Genomic DNA, 15184 nt, shown 5'->3' with positions numbered 1-15184 from the left:
TATGTACAATGGAGACGCCACAGGTTGTAGCGTTACCCAATATCCCAATGGCCGCATTCGATGGTCTGCCGCAGGGGGCTCAAATTTCGGGCTATGACGCAACCTTCAGCATAATATCATCCTGTATCGGAACGACATCCCATCGCTATCGTTTTACCACCCAGAACAGGGTTGCTAACGGTTGTTCCGGCACGGATGACTCTACGCTTCAGTTTTGTCTCTACAATGGAGACACTAAGCTGGATCTCGCAACGCAGACGGCAGTCATCAGCACCACAGAAACTAACACTGACATTAAAGTAACTCTACAGCGTGATGTAAATCCACCGCAGGTCGGAACGCACTCGGTCTTCGTTACGGTAACCATAGAGCCGGAGTAGTTTAAAGATGAGAAGGGTAATACGCTTTAAGCGTCGCCTCGCCGTAATGACAATAGCCGCTGTGTTACCGGGGCTGTTTGTCAATAAGGCAAGTGCTATCGAATTTATAGCAGGGCAGGAATATAGCTTTGAACTTGATGAACCCATGAGGCTAAATACTTTCGGGCCAGTGTATGAAATGACATCAGAGATCCAAACCACAGGAAGTGTTTCTGATACCGTTCATCATTATCTAAGGTGCTCAGAAAACCCGATAATAAATGAGAGCCAGCTGATGAGCACGATATATGGAAGTATCAGCCTTAATACGTTGAGCGTATATAAGGATGTCAATGCTGGTGACACTTACAAACAAATGCTTCAGCTTCAATTCCGTACGTCTGCGCCATTTGATGCGCGACAGTTGATTATGTACTGCGCACCAGTATTCGATGCTATAAATCCCAATCTACAGGCCCAGAAAATAACCTATTCTAAAATAACTATTAATAACTTCAGAACTGTTGCTGTTCCTTCTATATCCGTTCCGGGCACACTGGATTTGGGTCAGTGCTTTGCCGGTGACGAGACTGTTTTAAAAAATGAACTCAGAGTCAGTCGAAATTATACTGGCGATCATTCAGGGCTAAGCGGGAAGTTAAGCGCCAGTATTACCGGTGATACATCGACACTCACTATAACCTCATCTGATGGTACTAATCTTGAATTACAGCCTTATCTGACGGGACAGGAGCGGGGCGAAACACCCTTAACGGTCATGACGCCTTGCCCAGTAAAGGCCGGAAGCTATCAGTGGCAGGCAGTGATTACTTATTCAATTGAATAAAGCATTCTGAAGACAGTATTGACCCGAGTGGCAAGAGCCGGAACCCCGGATGAACGAGACAACGCTTATAAAAGGTGAGCAAATCATGAAAAAAAATATTCTTCATTACGCGATAACATCCTTTTTTATTTTATCTGGCTTGTTGCTAATGCCAATAAAAGCGCAGGCAATAGGAGATACATCTACTCTGGAGTTAAAAACGACAATTTATGCGAGCTGTACGATAAGCGTACCGCCCGTGGTTGAGCTACCGCCTATTCCGTTAGGGACGCTTCAGGCGTTGCAACGAGGAGAACAACTGCCGGAGTATGGAACAACGTTTCAGCTGGAGGCTAATTGTGCAGGGGCTACTAGTCATCGATACACTTTTATCCCGGGGGGAAGAACAATAGATGGATGTCTGGGTACAGTAGACTCAATGTTAAAATTTTGTCTGTATCATGGCGATCAAATGATAAGTATCGCAACAACCTCGGCTAATCCGAGCATAGTGCAGTCGGAAAATACAACGACGTTACGTGTCGTACCCGGCAGAGATACCCGTGAACCCGTCCCCTCTGAACAGTCGGTTTCGTTGACAATCTCAATCTCGCCAGAGTGATTGTTTACGGCATAGCGAGCGCTTTCAAATGTTTAGTTGACGTTGTTGGCAGCGCCTTTCGATATAGCTATAGATAGACTACGATCCCCGGCGACAGCACTCATACTGGAAGGGTTTTTGAGATTAAATTCAAGCCGGGATGTGAAGTTTTATAATGCAAAATAATATATTGATTTCCTTGCAATAATGGGCCTTAGTTAATTTCCTGAAATAGCATCATTACTCATGGTTGCGAACAGCATAATACTATTTGAGATAATCACCTACATCACAAAACGTTCCGCGATACACAATTTTCTCCGCTTTCTGTTCAAGCTGATAGTTGTACATCGGGTCATAATAGTCATTCAACAGCGGCGCTAGCCAGCTAAAGTGCGCCTCGGTATTGCCAGAGCGCTGTTGTTGGATGAGGGCGGAATCAAGCAGCGCCGAAAATTCCGCAAAGCGCTGCAGACCCAGACGGCGGCGAATGGCGAACAGACCGTGGTGCAGATAGTCGCTGTACTCCTTCCAGCCCGCGTCTTCGCCGTAAGTGGACGAAAAATCTGCCCACATGTGGTCAAAATACTCCTCGCGCAGGCGTGCCAGACGGATTTCAAACGGGTCCTCTACCACCACGATAGATGCCTGTTCCATACGGTCTCGCAGGCACTCCGGCAGGTGATTGGAGCCAATCATCCGGCCTTCATCTTCCAGTACCCAGCGTGCGGCATCTTTTTTCAGAAGCTCGACGGCAAGCTGATTTTCAAAGCTCGCCTGCGAAAGCTGCGGGGTGAGCGTGCGGCCAAACGACGAACCGCGGTGATGAGCCAGCCCTTCGAGATCAATCCCTTGTGTATGCTGCTTCACCAGACGCGTTTTCCCGTTCCCGGTACAACCGCCAATCAGCACCATCGGTTTTTGCACTTGCTCAGCGGTGGCCTGAATCGCCGTCTGACGCAGGGCTTTGTAGCCCCCTTTTACCAGCGGGTAGTCCACCCCGGCCTCTTTTAACCAGGCCTGCGAAATGTGCGAGCGTTGGCCGCCGCGGGCGCAGCAGAGATAGCCCCCGGGGTGGGCCAGGCATGTTTCGCGCCAGGCATGAATGCGTGCGTCGCGGGTGTCGCCGTTGACCAGGCTGTGACCAAGCGCAAGCGCGGCGTCAGGTCCCTCGCGTTTATAGCACGTCCCTACGGCGGCACGCTCGTCGTCGTTCATTAAGGGCAGGTTAAGCGCGGCGGGCATCGCGCCCTGGGCAAATTCGATTGGCGCGCGAACGTCGATTAAGGGGGTATCGGACGCGAGAAGTGCGCGATAGTCCATTCCATCCTTCATGGTTATTCCACAAGAAAACTCAGCAGCAATGGGCGGGAATTGTACGCCGGGGAAGGGGAAGGTCAACTCCCCGGCGTAAATGTCTTACATGAGCTTAGACTGCGCCCAGACAATGCCGCTCGCGTATTCAGGCGGCAGCAGAGGGATGATCGCTTCCAGCGTGGCGCTCAGGCGATCGGTATCGGCATCATTCAGGTTCAGGTGACCAACCTTACGGCCAGGATGCACCGCTTTGTCGTACCAGTGCAGATGCACCAGAGGCAGCTTGAGCCAGTCGTAATTGAGCTCGGTCCCGATCAGGTTGATCATCACCGACGGGTTGTTCACCACCGGTTGCGGCAGAGGCAAGTCGGTAATGGCACGCAGATGCAGCTCAAACTGGCTGATGGAGGCACCGTTTTGCGTCCAGTGGCCGCTGTTGTGCACGCGCGGCGCCAGCTCGTTGATCAGCAGACCACCCGGGGTGATAAAGCACTCCATTGCCATTACGCCGATATAGCCCAGCTCCTGCATAATGGCAGAAAGCATCTCTTCCGCCTGGGATTGCTGCCCGGCATTGGCATGGGGAAACGCCACGCTGGTGCGCAGAATGCCGTCCTGATGCAGGTTATGGGTCAGGGGATAAAACACGGTATGGCCATTGCGCCCACGCGCGCCCACCAGCGAGACTTCACCGCTGAAGTTAATGCCTTGCTCAACGATACATTCGCCGTAGCAATCGTCCGGCAGTTCAGCGGTTTCATCTGCACGTAGACGCCATTGTCCGCGACCGTCGTAGCCGCCCACGCGGCGCTTCACGATCGCCAGCTCGCCCAGCGTGGCGAAAACATCGTGCCAATCGCGTTTATCAGACAACAACTGCCATGGCGCGGTCGGCAGACCGAGCTTGTCGAACAGCTGTTTTTGCGTCAGACGGTCAGCAATAATGGGGAATACGTCGCGGTTAACGAACGCATTGTGACGTGCCAGTTCGCGGGTCAGGGCGGTTTGTGGCCAGCGTTCGATCTCGGCGGTAATCACGCTCTGCTGAAAGGGGACGGCTTCCGGTTCAGCATCCAGCCCGACGGGCCAGACGGTAATACCCAGCGGCTCACCGGCCTGACGCAACATGCGGCCTAACTGACCGTTGCCGAGGACGCACACCTGCTTCATGCCGCACCCCGCGGGTCCGGGTTATCCAGCACCTCATCGGTCTGGGCTTTACGCCAGTCCGCCAGGCGCTGGTGGAGGTCTTTATCGTGGGTGGCAAGGATCTGCGCCGCCAGCAGCGCGGCGTTTGCCGCACCCGCTTTGCCAATTGCCAGCGTGCCGACAGGAATACCGCGCGGCATCTGGACGATGGAGTAGAGGCTATCGACGCCGCTTAACGCGGCGCTCTGCACCGGCACACCCAACACCGGTACCAGCGTTTTAGCGGCAATCATGCCTGGCAGATGTGCTGCGCCGCCCGCACCGGCAATGATCACCTCGTAACCCTTCTCTTCGGCGCTTTCGGCGAAGCTGAAGAGTTTATCGGGCGTGCGGTGCGCGGAGACCACTTCAACGTGGTGCGCAACATTCAGGATTTCAAAGATTTCGGCGGCGAACTGCATGGTAGCCCAGTCGCTTTTGGACCCCATCACGATGGCGACACGCGCCGGATTATTGCGGGAAGACATGCGTCTTAAAACTCCTGTGGTGCGAAACACACTGCTTTCGAGGGTACAGAGAATAGCATGTTATACGCGCAAGGAAAACGGTTGCGCAGTGGAGAAATGGGCGAAAAGACGAGTAGCCTTTAAAACGGGAAGGCGATCAGTTCCACACCTTCTGGCGTGACTTTTACCATTGATCCTTCGCTGTGCCATGCGCCTAAAACCACGCGGTGGGCCGGCTCGCCGTTGGCGAAAAGGCTATGCACGTCAGGACGATGGGTATGGCCGTGGATTAACCACTGAACCTGATGCTTTTCCATCACGTTGACAACCGCCTGCGGGTTAACATCCATGATGGCGATCGATTTAGTGCTGTTAGCGGCTTTACTGCCCGCGCGCATTCTGGCAGCGATACGGTTGCGGATAAACAGCGGCAAGGAGAGAAACAATTTTTGGATCCACGGAGTATGGACTTTAGCGCGAAACGCCAGGTAACCGGTGTCGTCGGTGCAGAGCGTGTCACCGTGCATGATCAGTACCTTGCGGCCATAAAGGTCGAGCACCTGTTCTTCGGGCAGCAGCAGCATACCGCTTTCGCGGGCGTAGCGCGTGCCGAGCAGGAAATCACGGTTGCCGTGAATGAAGTAGCACGGCACAGCCGAATCAACCAACGCTTTAATCGCCTGCGCGATCTCACGATGCAGCGGATCGGGGTCGTCATCGCCCGTCCAGGCTTCAAACAGGTCGCCCAGAATATAAAGCGCATCGGCGGCTTTCGCTTCACCGCGCAGAAAACGTAGAAAACCGGCAGTGATTGCCGGTTCTTCTGTTTGCAGATGCAAATCTGCAATAAAGAGTGTCGCCACGAATTACTCGCTGACGGTCACGCTTGTGATCACGACGTCTTCTTTTGGCACGTCCTGATGCATACCGCTGCGGCCCGTTGAAACGGCTTTAATCTTATCAACCACGTCCAGACCTTCAACCACTTCTGCGAAGACACAGTAACCCCAACCCTGCAGGCTTTCGCCGGAGAAGTTCAGGAAGTCGTTGTCAGCCACGTTGATGAAGAACTGCGCGGTTGCGGAGTGAGGCGCCTGAGTACGAGCCATTGCTAGCGTGCCACGGGTGTTTTTCAGACCGTTGTTCGCTTCGTTTTTGATCGCTTCTTTGGTTTCTTTCTGGTTCATACCAGGCTCAAAACCGCCGCCCTGGATCATAAAGCCGTTGATGACACGGTGGAAAATCGTGTTGTTGTAGAAACCATCGCGGCAATAGTCCAGGAAGTTTTTAACTGTTTCAGGCGCTTTGTCATCAAAGGTCTTGATTACGATATCGCCATGATTAGTGTGGAAAGTAACCATTTTTGCATCCTGTTCCGTTATTGTGGTGCGTTAACCCGTAATAGGGTTACATATAGGGGCTTGTTATAGCATAACCACCGAACACGATCACCTTGCATTGTCTGCTGATCCTGTTGCCAATTATAGGTATTATAGGGAACAAACAACCTACACACGTGTTTACATGGAATCTTCGATGTTAAAAATTTTTAATACAATGACGCGCCAAAAAGAGGAATTTAAACCTATCCATGCCGGGGAAGTCGGCATGTACGTGTGTGGTATTACGGTTTACGATCTCTGTCATATTGGTCACGGGCGTACCTTCGTCTCCTTCGATGTGGTTTCGCGTTACCTGCGTTTTCTGGGCTACCGCCTGAGGTACGTGCGCAATATCACCGATATCGACGACAAAATCATTAAGCGCGCTAATGAAAATGACGAAAGCTTTGTTGCGTTGGTCGATCGTATGATCGTCGAAATGCACAAGGATTTTGACGCCCTGAACATTCTGCGTCCGGACAGCGAGCCGCGCGCGACCCACCATATTCATGAAATTATCGAGATCGCTGAGAAACTGGTCGAACGCGGTCACGCCTACGTTGCGGATAACGGCGACGTGATGTTCTCCGTACTGACGGACCCAACCTACGGTTCGCTCTCCCGTCAGGATCTCGACCAGTTGCAGGCTGGCGCCCGCGTCGACGTGGTCGATGTGAAGCGTAATCCGATGGACTTCGTGCTGTGGAAGATGTCCAAAGAGGGCGAACCAGGCTGGCCTTCTCCGTGGGGCGATGGCCGTCCGGGATGGCACATTGAGTGTTCGGCAATGAACTGCAAACAGCTTGGCAAGCATTTTGACATTCACGGTGGCGGCTCGGATCTGATGTTCCCGCACCATGAAAACGAAATTGCGCAGTCGACCTGCGCGCACGGCGGCGAATACGTTAACTACTGGATGCACTCCGGAATGGTGATGGTTGATCGCGAGAAGATGTCAAAATCGCTGGGCAATTTCTTTACCGTCCGTGACGTACTGAAATATTACGACGCGGAAACCGTGCGTTATTTCCTGATGTCGGGCCATTATCGCAGCCAGCTCAACTACAGCGAAGAGAACCTCAAACAAGCGCGCTCTGCGCTGGAACGTCTGTATACCGCACTGCGCGGCACCGATAAATCCGTTGCGGCGGCGGGCGGCGAGGCGTTTGAAGCCCGCTTTATTGAGGTGATGAACGACGACTTCAATACCCCGGAAGCCTATTCCGTGCTGTTTGATATGGCGCGTGAAGTAAACCGCCTGAAATCAGAAGATATGGCTGCTGCCAATGCGCTGGCCGCCCACCTGCGCAAGCTCTCGTCGGTGCTTGGCCTGCTGGAGCAGGAGCCGGACGTGTTCCTGCAAAGCGGCGCGCAGGCGGACGACGGTGAAGTCGCGGAAATTAACGCGCTGATCAAAGCACGCCTGGAAGCGCGTCAGGCGAAAGACTGGGCGGCGGCGGATGCCGCGCGTAACCGCCTGACGGAGATGGGCATCATTCTGGAAGATGGTCCGCAGGGCACAACCTGGCGTCGTAAGTAATTTTCCCGCCCTCTCTACCGGTACAAACCCGGGAGAGAGGGCGGGGGGACGGCTCAGGCCGTCACGGTAACGCTCTGCCCCTCAAAGCTCACGGTCTGGCCTGCGACAATTTTGCAGCGCTTGCGGGTTTCCACCGCGCCGTCCACCAAAACCCGCCCGTCGGCGATAACGATTTTGGCCTGTGCACCGCTTTCGCTCCAGCCTTCCAGCTTAAGCAGATCGCACAGCTCTATGTGTGGGTATTTACCTAAAGAAAACGTTGCCATTTCTACGCGTCCTCTACGTCGTGATACTCCTCGCATGCCTGCAAGGTATTCTGAATTAAGGTGGCGACGGTCATCGGACCAACGCCGCCCGGGACCGGGGTAATGTAAGACGCGCGCGCGGCGGCGGCGTCGTAAACCACGTCGCCGACCACTTTGCCGCTTTCCAGACGGTTGATACCGACGTCCACGACAATGGCACCCTCTTTAATCCATTCGCCTGGAATAAAACCCGGCTTTCCGACCGCCACGATCAGCAGATCGGCATTCTCCACGTGGTTACGCAGGTTTTTGGTAAAGCGGTGGGTCACGGTGGTGGTGCAACCCGCCAGCAGCAGTTCCATACTCATCGGACGACCGACAATGTTGGACGCGCCAATGACCACGGCGTTCAGGCCGTAGGTGTCGATGTTATAACGCTCCAGCAGCGTGACGATACCGCGCGGCGTGCAGGGACGCAGACGCGGCGCACGCTGGCACAGACGGCCAACGTTGTATGGGTGGAAACCGTCCACGTCTTTATCCGGTGCGATACGCTCCAGCACCTTCACGTTATCGATGCCTGCAGGCAGTGGCAACTGAACCAGAATACCGTCGATCTCTTTATCGGCATTCAGGGTGTCTATAAGTTCCAGCAGTTCTGCTTCGCTGGTGGACTCCGGCAGATCGTACGAGCGGGAGAGAAAGCCAACTTCATCACATGCCTTGCGTTTGCTGCCGACATAAATTTGCGATGCCGGGTTGCTGCCAACCAGTACCACAGCCAGCCCGGGGGCACGAAGACCTGCCGCTTTACGCGCCTTCACTTTTTCCGCGACCTCAGAGCGCACCTGCTGCGCAATCGTTTTACCGTCAATAATCTTTGCTGCCATCAGAGAGAAGATTCCGTCTGTAACGTTCGAAAGGGGGATTGCCTATATTTTGTCAGAAGCGAGCGCGGCTGTCAGTCATCCTTTGCGAGTTTTCCACCGCTGGCCGTAAAAACCTTGACCCTAACCGGGCCATTTTCCCAGTTCTGATTAGGATGTGTCCTGGTTAATTGGCAGCGTTTTGACATATTTAACTTTTCACTCCTGCGCTACTTTGTCTGCTCTGAAATAAGCTTTCATTGAAACGATTAAATCTGGTTTTTTATTCCCGGATGCATGCGGGAAGGGTTATTTATATTTTAAAAGGAATAGACATGAAACTCAGCAATATTGCTTCCGCCATTATGGCAACGTTGGCCCTGGTCGCGGGTGCCGCTCATGCAGAAAATACCACCACGCCCGTTTCGGTAAATGGCGGTACCGTCCATTTTAAAGGTGAGTTAGTGAATGCGGCGTGTTCTGTAAACACCGAGACTTCCGAGCAGACGGTTAATCTTGGTCAGTACCGTACCGCGAAATTCACCAAAGTGGGGGACACCACGGCCAACATTCCCTTCACCATTGAACTGAACAATTGCGATCCGCTGGTCGCCAGAACGGCAGCGGTGGCCTTTACCGGACAAATTGACGCAACCGATAAAACCCTGCTGGCAGTAAGCTCGGGAAATAACGATAACGTCGCCAGAGGCGTGGGTATTGAGATCCTCGACAGCCAGTCCACGACCCTGACGCCGGACGGCGCGACTTTCTCTGCGGCGAGAAGCCTGATTGAGGGAACCAATACCCTGAACTTCACCGCGCGCTATAAAGCCACCGCGGCGACAACAGCGCCAGGCCTGGCAAACGCAGACGCGACCTTCGTGATGAAACACGAATAACGGCATTGCTCAACGGCGGCTTCAGGGATGAGGCCTTTTCACGTAAATACCGGGAACGAAGGATGATAAGGACTGGGATACTGCTGTTCGCGCTGGCGATGGCCTCAGAGGTCGATGCCCATACCGTGGTGATTGAGGGCGGCAAAGTTCACCTCAAAGGTGAGCTGGTTAACGGCGGCTGTGCCGTCGCACCGGACAGCCAGTATATGCGCATAGATATGGGGCAGTACCGCACCAACGCCTTTACCGGTGCGGGCAGCTTTTCCACTGTTAATGTGCCTTTCACGGTGCGGTTGCTGGATTGCAGCGCGGATGTCTCACGCACCGTGGGGATCCAGTTTCAGGGCGTGACTCCGGACGAAGATCCGCAGGTCTTCCTGGCGACATCGCGGTCAGGCGAAAGCCCAGTAAGCAGCGGCGTTGGGCTGGCTCTTTTCGACGAACAACAGCGTCTTATTATCCCGAACGCCCCGGCGGTCAGCTGGCTGGCGATCGACACCCGTGAGCTGGCATTTCATTTTAGCGCCCGCTATCGGGCTATTTCCGAACACCTCGAACCAGGCAATATTCAGTCGGATGTCTGGTTCACCTTGATTTATCCATAACGCCTGCGAACACAATATTAAAGGTACGGTTGTGATGAACATCCTGAATAAACGCGGACTGATTTTATTTTTTATTTTTACGGTGTTTTCTACGTGTGCCAATGCCTCCGGCGGTATTGCTCTGGGGGCCACACGCGTTATTTACCCTGCAGAAGCGAAACAGACCTCGCTTTCGATAACCAACAGTAACAAGCAAGAGCGTTATTTAATTAACGCGTGGATCGAGAATGCCAGCGGGCAAAAAGAAAAAACCTTTGCCGTTACGCCGCCGCTGTTTGTGAGCGAGCCGGACAGCGAAAATACGTTGCGCATTATTTATGCGGGTCCGGCGCTGCCCGTAGACCGTGAATCGCTGTTTTATATGAACGTAAAAGCGATCCCTTCGATGAATAAAGGCAAAACGGAAAACAATAACGTTCTGCAACTGGCCATCCTGTCACGTATCAAACTCTTTGTTCGTCCGGACAAACTGGCCATGCCGCCGCAGGACGCGCTCTCACAGCTGCGTTTTGAACGCGTCGGTAACCACCTTAAGGTCAGCAACGCCTCGCCGTATTACATCACGCTGGTCAATCTGAAGCTCGGCGGGCAAACGCTGGATAACCTGATGGTTGCGCCAAAAAACGCGGTGCAACAGGTCCTGCCTGCGGGGGCTGGCGACACGCTCTCCTGGCAGAGTGTCAATGACTACGGCGCGATCACGCCGCCGCGTAGCGTTAATCTGTGAACAGAGTCAGGGCGATGAATACGCAATGGCGTTACTGTCCGGTTGCACTGGCATTGATGATTATGCTCTGGCCGCATTCTGGCTGGAGCGAAAGCTACTTCAACCCGGCCTTTTTATCTGACGATACGGCTAACGTGGCGGATTTATCACGTTTTGAGCAAGGTCACCAGCAGGCGCCGGGTGTCTATCGTGTGGATATCTGGCGCAACGACGAGTTTATTGGCACTCAGGACGTGCGTTTTGAGCACGCAGACGATACGCAGCCGATCGCAGGGGGGTTAACGGCCTGTATTACGCGCGCGATGCTCGATCGGTTTGGCGTGAATATCACGGCATTCCCCGAGCTGGCTAACGCGCCGCAGGAGAGCTGCGTCCCGCTGACAACGGCCATTCCCGGTAGCGAAACGGCATTCAACTTTGCGGCGCTGCGCCTGAACATCAGCCTGCCGCAGGTCGCGATGCAGAATAGCGCCCGGGGGTATATTCCTCCCGAACAATGGGATGAAGGCATCCCCGCTGCGTTGCTAAATTACAGCTTCACCGGTAACCGGGGAAGCAAAGATGACAGCGCCTACCTTAACCTGCAAAGCGGCTTGAACTACGATGCCTGGCGGCTGCGCAATAACGGCGCCTGGCGCTATACGCAAAGTAGCGGTCAACGACATAGCGAGTGGCAGAATATCGGTACCTGGGCGCAGCGCACGGTTATCCCGCTTAAAAGCGAGCTGGTGCTGGGCGATAGCAACACCGGCAATGACGTTTTCGACAGCATCGGTTTTCGCGGCGGACGGCTTTACTCTTCCGACAGTATGTACCCGGACAGCCTCCAGGGGTATGCGCCCACCGTTCGCGGTATTGCCCGCACGCCGGCTAAAGTCGTGGTTCGCCAGAATGGCTATGTCATTTATCAGAGCTATGTGCAGTCCGGCGCGTTTGCGATTACCGACCTGAACCCAACCTCTTCCAGCGGCGATCTTGACGTGACGGTGGAAGAGAAGGACGGCAGCCAGCAACGTTACACCGTGCCGTACTCTACCGTGCCATTACTGCAGCGTGAAGGACGCTGGAAGTATGACCTGGTGGCGGGGGATTACCGCAGCGGCAACAGCGAGCAAGACAAGCCGTTTTTCACCCAGGGAACGCTGATTGCCGGTCTGGCGAACGGCTTTACGCTCTACGGCGGCACGCAGATGGCGTCGCGTTACAGCGCCCTGGCGGTGGGGGCGGGGAAAAATCTCGGCGACTGGGGAGCCGTCTCGCTCGATCTCACTCATGCCCGTAGCCGGCTGGCGGACGACAGCCGCCACGAAGGGCAATCCTTGCGTTTCCTGTATGCCAAATCGCTTAACGGCTTTGGCACCAACATCCAACTGCTGGGCTATCGCTACTCCACAAAAGGATTTTATACCCTGGATGATGTCGCCTGGCGCTCAATGGAAGGTTATCAGTACGGCGAAAGCAAAGATGAGAACGGTGTACCGGATGTGCAGAGCTATCATAACCTGACCTGGAATAAAAAAGGACGCTTTCAGCTCAACCTTTCACAGTCGCTAGGGGACTATGGCTCAGTGTATGTCTCCGGCAGCGAGCAGACCTACTGGGGAACCGGGGATTCGAACCTCTGGTACCAGCTCGGCTACGCGGGAGGCGTGCAGGGGATCAACTACTCGCTCTCCTGGTCGTGGAACAAGGCGGTCGGGATAGAGGGTACCGACCGCATTGCGTCATTTAACGTCTCTGTGCCATTCAGCCTGTTTACCCGTAACGGCTTGCGCCGCGATAACGCAATCGATCGCGCCTACGCCACGGCGTCCGCCAGCCGCAGTAGCAGCGGCGATACCAGCTGGCAAACCGGCGTAAGCGGTACTTTGCTTAAGGATCGCAACCTGAATTACAGCGTTACGCAAGGGCACACCAGCAATAACGGCTCAAGCGGCAGCGCCAGTGCTGGCTGGCAGGCGACGTACGCTACGCTTGGCGCGGGCTATAACTACGCGCGAAATCAACACGATCTCAACTGGCAGCTCTCCGGCGGCGTGGTCGGTCATGCCGATGGCGTGACCTTCAGCCAGCCGCTGGGCGACACCAACGTGTTGATTAAAGCGCCGGGCGCGCAGGGGGTCAGCGTAGAGAATCAGACCGGGGTGAAAACCGACTGGCGAGGCTATGCGGTTATGCCATATGCCACCGTCTACCGCTACAACCGCGTGGCGCTGGATACTAACACCATGAGTAATAACACGGATATTGAAAACAACGTCAGCAGCGTCGTACCCACGCACGGCGCGCTGGTACGCGCCAGCTTTGATACCCGTATTGGTGCGCGGGCCTTACTGACCGTGACGCGGGGCAACCAGCCGGTGCCGTTTGGTGCCGTGGTGCGCGAAACCCATAGCGGCGTCACCAGCATGGTGGGCGATGACGGACAAATTTACCTCAGCGGGATGCCGCTGGAAGGTGAGCTACTTATTCAGTGGGGCGATGGAATGCACTCTCAGTGCCGCGCGCGCTACCAGTTACCGCCGGAAAGCCTGAGTCAGGCTATTACCTTAGCGGGAGCGCGCTGTGAACCCTAAAAGGAACGCAATAATGAACCGATGCCGTTATGTATTTGGCGTTGTAGTGCTGTGCAGTGCGCTGCCCGCATGGGCGGCGGTCTGTCAAAATTCGACAGGGGTGGCGAAGGATATTTCTTACGATCTCTCAGGCGTATTTAACCATGCCAACAACAGGCCGGGAGAGATTGTCACCCTGGCGCAAAAATCCGGGCTGGTGGGGGTAAACGCCATTTGTCCCCGTGGAACAACCGGACGGTCCACTATGCGTAGCTATGTCACCAGCCTCCCGGTGACGACAGTGATAGATAGCTATAAATATTTGAAGCTTAATGATTACCTTGATGGGGCGATGCAGATCCATGATGATTTCGTCGGCACGTTTTACCCGCCAGCCAATTTTATTCAGATGGGCGAGCATCATAACGTCTCGAACAACAGTCCCTTCCCGGTTAACGACTCGAGGCTGGTCTTTCGCCTGAGGGTCACGCGCCGGTTTATCAACATGGTGGTGATCCCGCCGCAGAAGATGTTTAGCGTCTATGTGACGACCACATCGTCCGATCCGCTCAATACAGAGGTCTACTCCATAAGCTACAGCGGGACGATTCAGGTACCTCAGAGTTGTGCAATTAATGCAGGCCAAATAGTGGAATTTGATTTCGGTGACATTCGCGCGTCGTTGTTCAGTGATGCCGGGGCAGGGAATCGACCGCAAAAAATCTCCCCGCAAAGCAAAACTGTCGCCATTAAATGCACCAACGTCGAGGCGAATGCCTACCTGACAATGCGCATTGAAGCGGATAGCGACAACGTCCAGGGGAATGCGCTGGTGTCTGATAATAAAGATTTGGGGTTTGTAGTGGCTAACGCCAGCGGGACGCCGTTAACGCCCAACAGCCTGGCCAGTAAAGTCCCGTTCCGCCTCGACGATAGCGGCCAGGCGCAGGTGGGCATCCGCGTCTGGCCGGTAAGCGTGACGGGTAATAAGCCCGCTGAGGGACGTTTTACTTCCCGCGGCTATTTGCGTGTGGATTACGATTAAGGAGGAGTGATGCTTATCCGCAGGCGCTATTTTGCCGCGACGGTACTGTTGATGATTCATTCTACCGCGCAGGCCGTAACGGCATTGGGGGAAATCAACATGCTGATGCACGGCAACATTATCGACTTTACCTGTGTGGCTGAGGGTAGCGATAGCGACAAGGTTATTACGCTGGGCACCTGGCCGACCAGGCAGCTCCGTACCACGGGAAGCCGCACGCAACCCATCCCCTTTACGCTGAAGTTGACCGGTTGTCCACCCGGGGCCGCCTCTCTGACCTTTTCAGGTAAAGCGGACGGCAGCAATGGCGATTTGCTGGCGTTGAGCGAGGGCAGTACGGCAGGCAAGGTTGCGGTTGAGATCCGCAATGGAGACAAAACGCGCCTGGCGCTACAGCAGGCCAGCCAGCCGGTGATGGTGGATGCGCAAGGGAATGCAGAATTATCGTTTTATGCAAACTATATTGCCACGGCGGATAACCCTCAGCCCGGTCGGGCTGATGCCGATGCGACCTTTATGATCAATTACAATTAGCATTGCTTCTTCTCCCTGCAACTCCACT

The 15184-nt window shown here is 54.5% G+C and carries 17 protein-coding genes; 10 read left to right on the top strand and 7 right to left on the bottom strand.

Annotated features, from left to right (window positions below; genetic code table 11):
- Positions 1-8 precede the first annotated feature (8 nt).
- The 3 genes from NL510_RS17490 to NL510_RS17480 are packed head-to-tail and all read left to right on the top strand — an operon-like array spanning position 9 to position 1807.
- Positions 9-380 (top strand): hypothetical protein, encoded by a 372-nt coding sequence (locus tag NL510_RS17490; RefSeq protein ID WP_253378706.1) that lies wholly within the window; start codon positions 9-11, stop codon positions 378-380.
- 7 nt (positions 381-387) lie between these two features.
- Positions 388-1206: a hypothetical protein gene (locus NL510_RS17485; RefSeq protein ID WP_253378704.1), complete on the top strand. Its 819-nt coding sequence runs from the start codon at positions 388-390 to the stop codon at positions 1204-1206.
- Between the two features lie 49 nt (positions 1207-1255).
- Entirely contained in the window at positions 1256-1807 is a 552-nt protein-coding gene (locus NL510_RS17480) for a hypothetical protein (RefSeq protein WP_253378703.1), read from the top strand.
- Between the two features lie 246 nt (positions 1808-2053).
- On the opposite strand, the gene mnmH is transcribed toward NL510_RS17480, so the two are convergent.
- From mnmH to ppiB, 5 genes are all read right to left on the bottom strand, one after another.
- Positions 2054-3121 (bottom strand): tRNA 2-selenouridine(34) synthase MnmH, encoded by a 1068-nt coding sequence (gene mnmH / locus NL510_RS17475; RefSeq protein ID WP_253378697.1) that lies wholly within the window; start codon positions 3119-3121, stop codon positions 2054-2056.
- 84 nt (positions 3122-3205) lie between these two features.
- Entirely contained in the window at positions 3206-4273 is a 1068-nt protein-coding gene (gene purK / locus NL510_RS17470; protein ID WP_253378690.1) for a 5-(carboxyamino)imidazole ribonucleotide synthase, read from the bottom strand.
- Entirely contained in the window at positions 4270-4779 is a 510-nt protein-coding gene (gene purE / locus NL510_RS17465) for a 5-(carboxyamino)imidazole ribonucleotide mutase (protein WP_253378683.1), read from the bottom strand. The genes purK and purE overlap by 4 nt, the downstream gene beginning before the upstream one ends.
- 119 nt (positions 4780-4898) lie before the next feature.
- Complete coding sequence (gene lpxH, locus NL510_RS17460) at positions 4899-5621, bottom strand: UDP-2,3-diacylglucosamine diphosphatase (RefSeq protein ID WP_253378681.1); 723 nt, start codon at positions 5619-5621, stop codon at positions 4899-4901.
- A gap of 3 nt (positions 5622-5624) precedes the next feature.
- Entirely contained in the window at positions 5625-6119 is a 495-nt protein-coding gene (gene ppiB, locus NL510_RS17455; RefSeq protein ID WP_253378679.1) for a peptidylprolyl isomerase B, read from the bottom strand.
- 175 nt (positions 6120-6294) lie between these two features.
- Here ppiB and cysS point away from each other — a divergent pair, with 175 nt between their 5' ends.
- Positions 6295-7680, top strand: a complete 1386-nt coding sequence (cysS, locus tag NL510_RS17450; RefSeq protein ID WP_253378677.1) for a cysteine--tRNA ligase — start codon at positions 6295-6297, stop codon at positions 7678-7680.
- A gap of 53 nt (positions 7681-7733) precedes the next feature.
- Here cysS and ybcJ read toward each other — a convergent pair whose 3' ends face one another.
- Positions 7734-7946: a ribosome-associated protein YbcJ gene (gene ybcJ, locus NL510_RS17445; protein WP_253378675.1), complete on the bottom strand. Its 213-nt coding sequence runs from the start codon at positions 7944-7946 to the stop codon at positions 7734-7736.
- 2 nt (positions 7947-7948) lie between these two features.
- Complete coding sequence (gene folD, locus NL510_RS17440) at positions 7949-8815, bottom strand: bifunctional methylenetetrahydrofolate dehydrogenase/methenyltetrahydrofolate cyclohydrolase FolD (RefSeq protein ID WP_253378668.1); 867 nt, start codon at positions 8813-8815, stop codon at positions 7949-7951.
- Positions 8816-9126: 311 nt separating this feature from the next.
- Between folD and fimA the strand changes: the two genes are divergently transcribed.
- From fimA to sfmF, 6 genes are all read left to right on the top strand, one after another.
- Entirely contained in the window at positions 9127-9690 is a 564-nt protein-coding gene (fimA, locus tag NL510_RS17435) for a type 1 fimbrial major subunit FimA (protein WP_253378666.1), read from the top strand.
- A gap of 62 nt (positions 9691-9752) precedes the next feature.
- The gene (gene fimI, locus NL510_RS17430) at positions 9753-10295 is read left to right on the top strand and encodes a type 1 fimbrial protein subunit FimI (protein WP_253378657.1); all 543 of its coding nucleotides are present in this window, start codon (positions 9753-9755) and stop codon (positions 10293-10295) included.
- Positions 10296-10329: 34 nt separating this feature from the next.
- The gene (gene fimC / locus NL510_RS17425; RefSeq protein ID WP_253384994.1) at positions 10330-11022 is read left to right on the top strand and encodes a type 1 fimbria chaperone FimC; all 693 of its coding nucleotides are present in this window, start codon (positions 10330-10332) and stop codon (positions 11020-11022) included.
- Between the two features lie 14 nt (positions 11023-11036).
- Complete coding sequence (locus NL510_RS17420) at positions 11037-13598, top strand: fimbrial biogenesis usher protein (RefSeq protein ID WP_253378654.1); 2562 nt, start codon at positions 11037-11039, stop codon at positions 13596-13598.
- A gap of 13 nt (positions 13599-13611) precedes the next feature.
- On the top strand, positions 13612-14622 hold the full coding sequence (fimH, locus tag NL510_RS17415) for a type 1 fimbria D-mannose specific adhesin FimH (RefSeq protein WP_253378652.1): 1011 nt from the start codon (positions 13612-13614) through the stop codon (positions 14620-14622).
- 9 nt (positions 14623-14631) lie between these two features.
- Positions 14632-15156 (top strand): fimbria assembly protein, encoded by a 525-nt coding sequence (gene sfmF / locus NL510_RS17410; protein WP_301308572.1) that lies wholly within the window; start codon positions 14632-14634, stop codon positions 15154-15156.
- The last annotated feature ends 28 nt before the right edge of the window (positions 15157-15184 follow it).

It is taken from the genome of unidentified bacterial endosymbiont, assembly GCF_918797525.1.
GTDB lineage: Bacteria > Pseudomonadota > Gammaproteobacteria > Enterobacterales > Enterobacteriaceae > Enterobacter.
Note: the sequence above shows the minus strand (reverse complement) of the source record. Positions and strands in the feature narration are given on the sequence as shown.

What these genes read in the sequence shown, in the direction of transcription:
- NL510_RS17490 (WP_253378706.1), top strand. Translation starts at nt 9, where the DNA reads ATGGAGACGCCACAGGTTGTAGCGTTACCCAATATCCCAATGGCCGCA.
- NL510_RS17485 (WP_253378704.1), top strand. Translation starts at nt 388, where the DNA reads ATGAGAAGGGTAATACGCTTTAAGCGTCGCCTCGCCGTAATGACAATA.
- NL510_RS17480 (WP_253378703.1), top strand. Translation starts at nt 1,256, where the DNA reads ATGAACGAGACAACGCTTATAAAAGGTGAGCAAATCATGAAAAAAAAT.
- mnmH (WP_253378697.1), bottom strand. Translation starts at nt 3,121, where the DNA reads ATGAAGGATGGAATGGACTATCGCGCACTTCTCGCGTCCGATACCCCC.
- purK (WP_253378690.1), bottom strand. Translation starts at nt 4,273, where the DNA reads ATGAAGCAGGTGTGCGTCCTCGGCAACGGTCAGTTAGGCCGCATGTTG.
- purE (WP_253378683.1), bottom strand. Translation starts at nt 4,779, where the DNA reads ATGTCTTCCCGCAATAATCCGGCGCGTGTCGCCATCGTGATGGGGTCC.
- ppiB (WP_253378679.1), bottom strand. Translation starts at nt 6,119, where the DNA reads ATGGTTACTTTCCACACTAATCATGGCGATATCGTAATCAAGACCTTT.
- cysS (WP_253378677.1), top strand. Translation starts at nt 6,295, where the DNA reads ATGTTAAAAATTTTTAATACAATGACGCGCCAAAAAGAGGAATTTAAA.
- ybcJ (WP_253378675.1), bottom strand. Translation starts at nt 7,946, where the DNA reads ATGGCAACGTTTTCTTTAGGTAAATACCCACACATAGAGCTGTGCGAT.
- folD (WP_253378668.1), bottom strand. Translation starts at nt 8,815, where the DNA reads ATGGCAGCAAAGATTATTGACGGTAAAACGATTGCGCAGCAGGTGCGC.
- fimA (WP_253378666.1), top strand. Translation starts at nt 9,127, where the DNA reads ATGAAACTCAGCAATATTGCTTCCGCCATTATGGCAACGTTGGCCCTG.
- fimI (WP_253378657.1), top strand. Translation starts at nt 9,753, where the DNA reads ATGATAAGGACTGGGATACTGCTGTTCGCGCTGGCGATGGCCTCAGAG.
- fimC (WP_253384994.1), top strand. Translation starts at nt 10,330, where the DNA reads ATGAACATCCTGAATAAACGCGGACTGATTTTATTTTTTATTTTTACG.
- NL510_RS17420 (WP_253378654.1), top strand. Translation starts at nt 11,037, where the DNA reads ATGAATACGCAATGGCGTTACTGTCCGGTTGCACTGGCATTGATGATT.
- fimH (WP_253378652.1), top strand. Translation starts at nt 13,612, where the DNA reads ATGAACCGATGCCGTTATGTATTTGGCGTTGTAGTGCTGTGCAGTGCG.
- sfmF (WP_301308572.1), top strand. Translation starts at nt 14,632, where the DNA reads ATGCTTATCCGCAGGCGCTATTTTGCCGCGACGGTACTGTTGATGATT.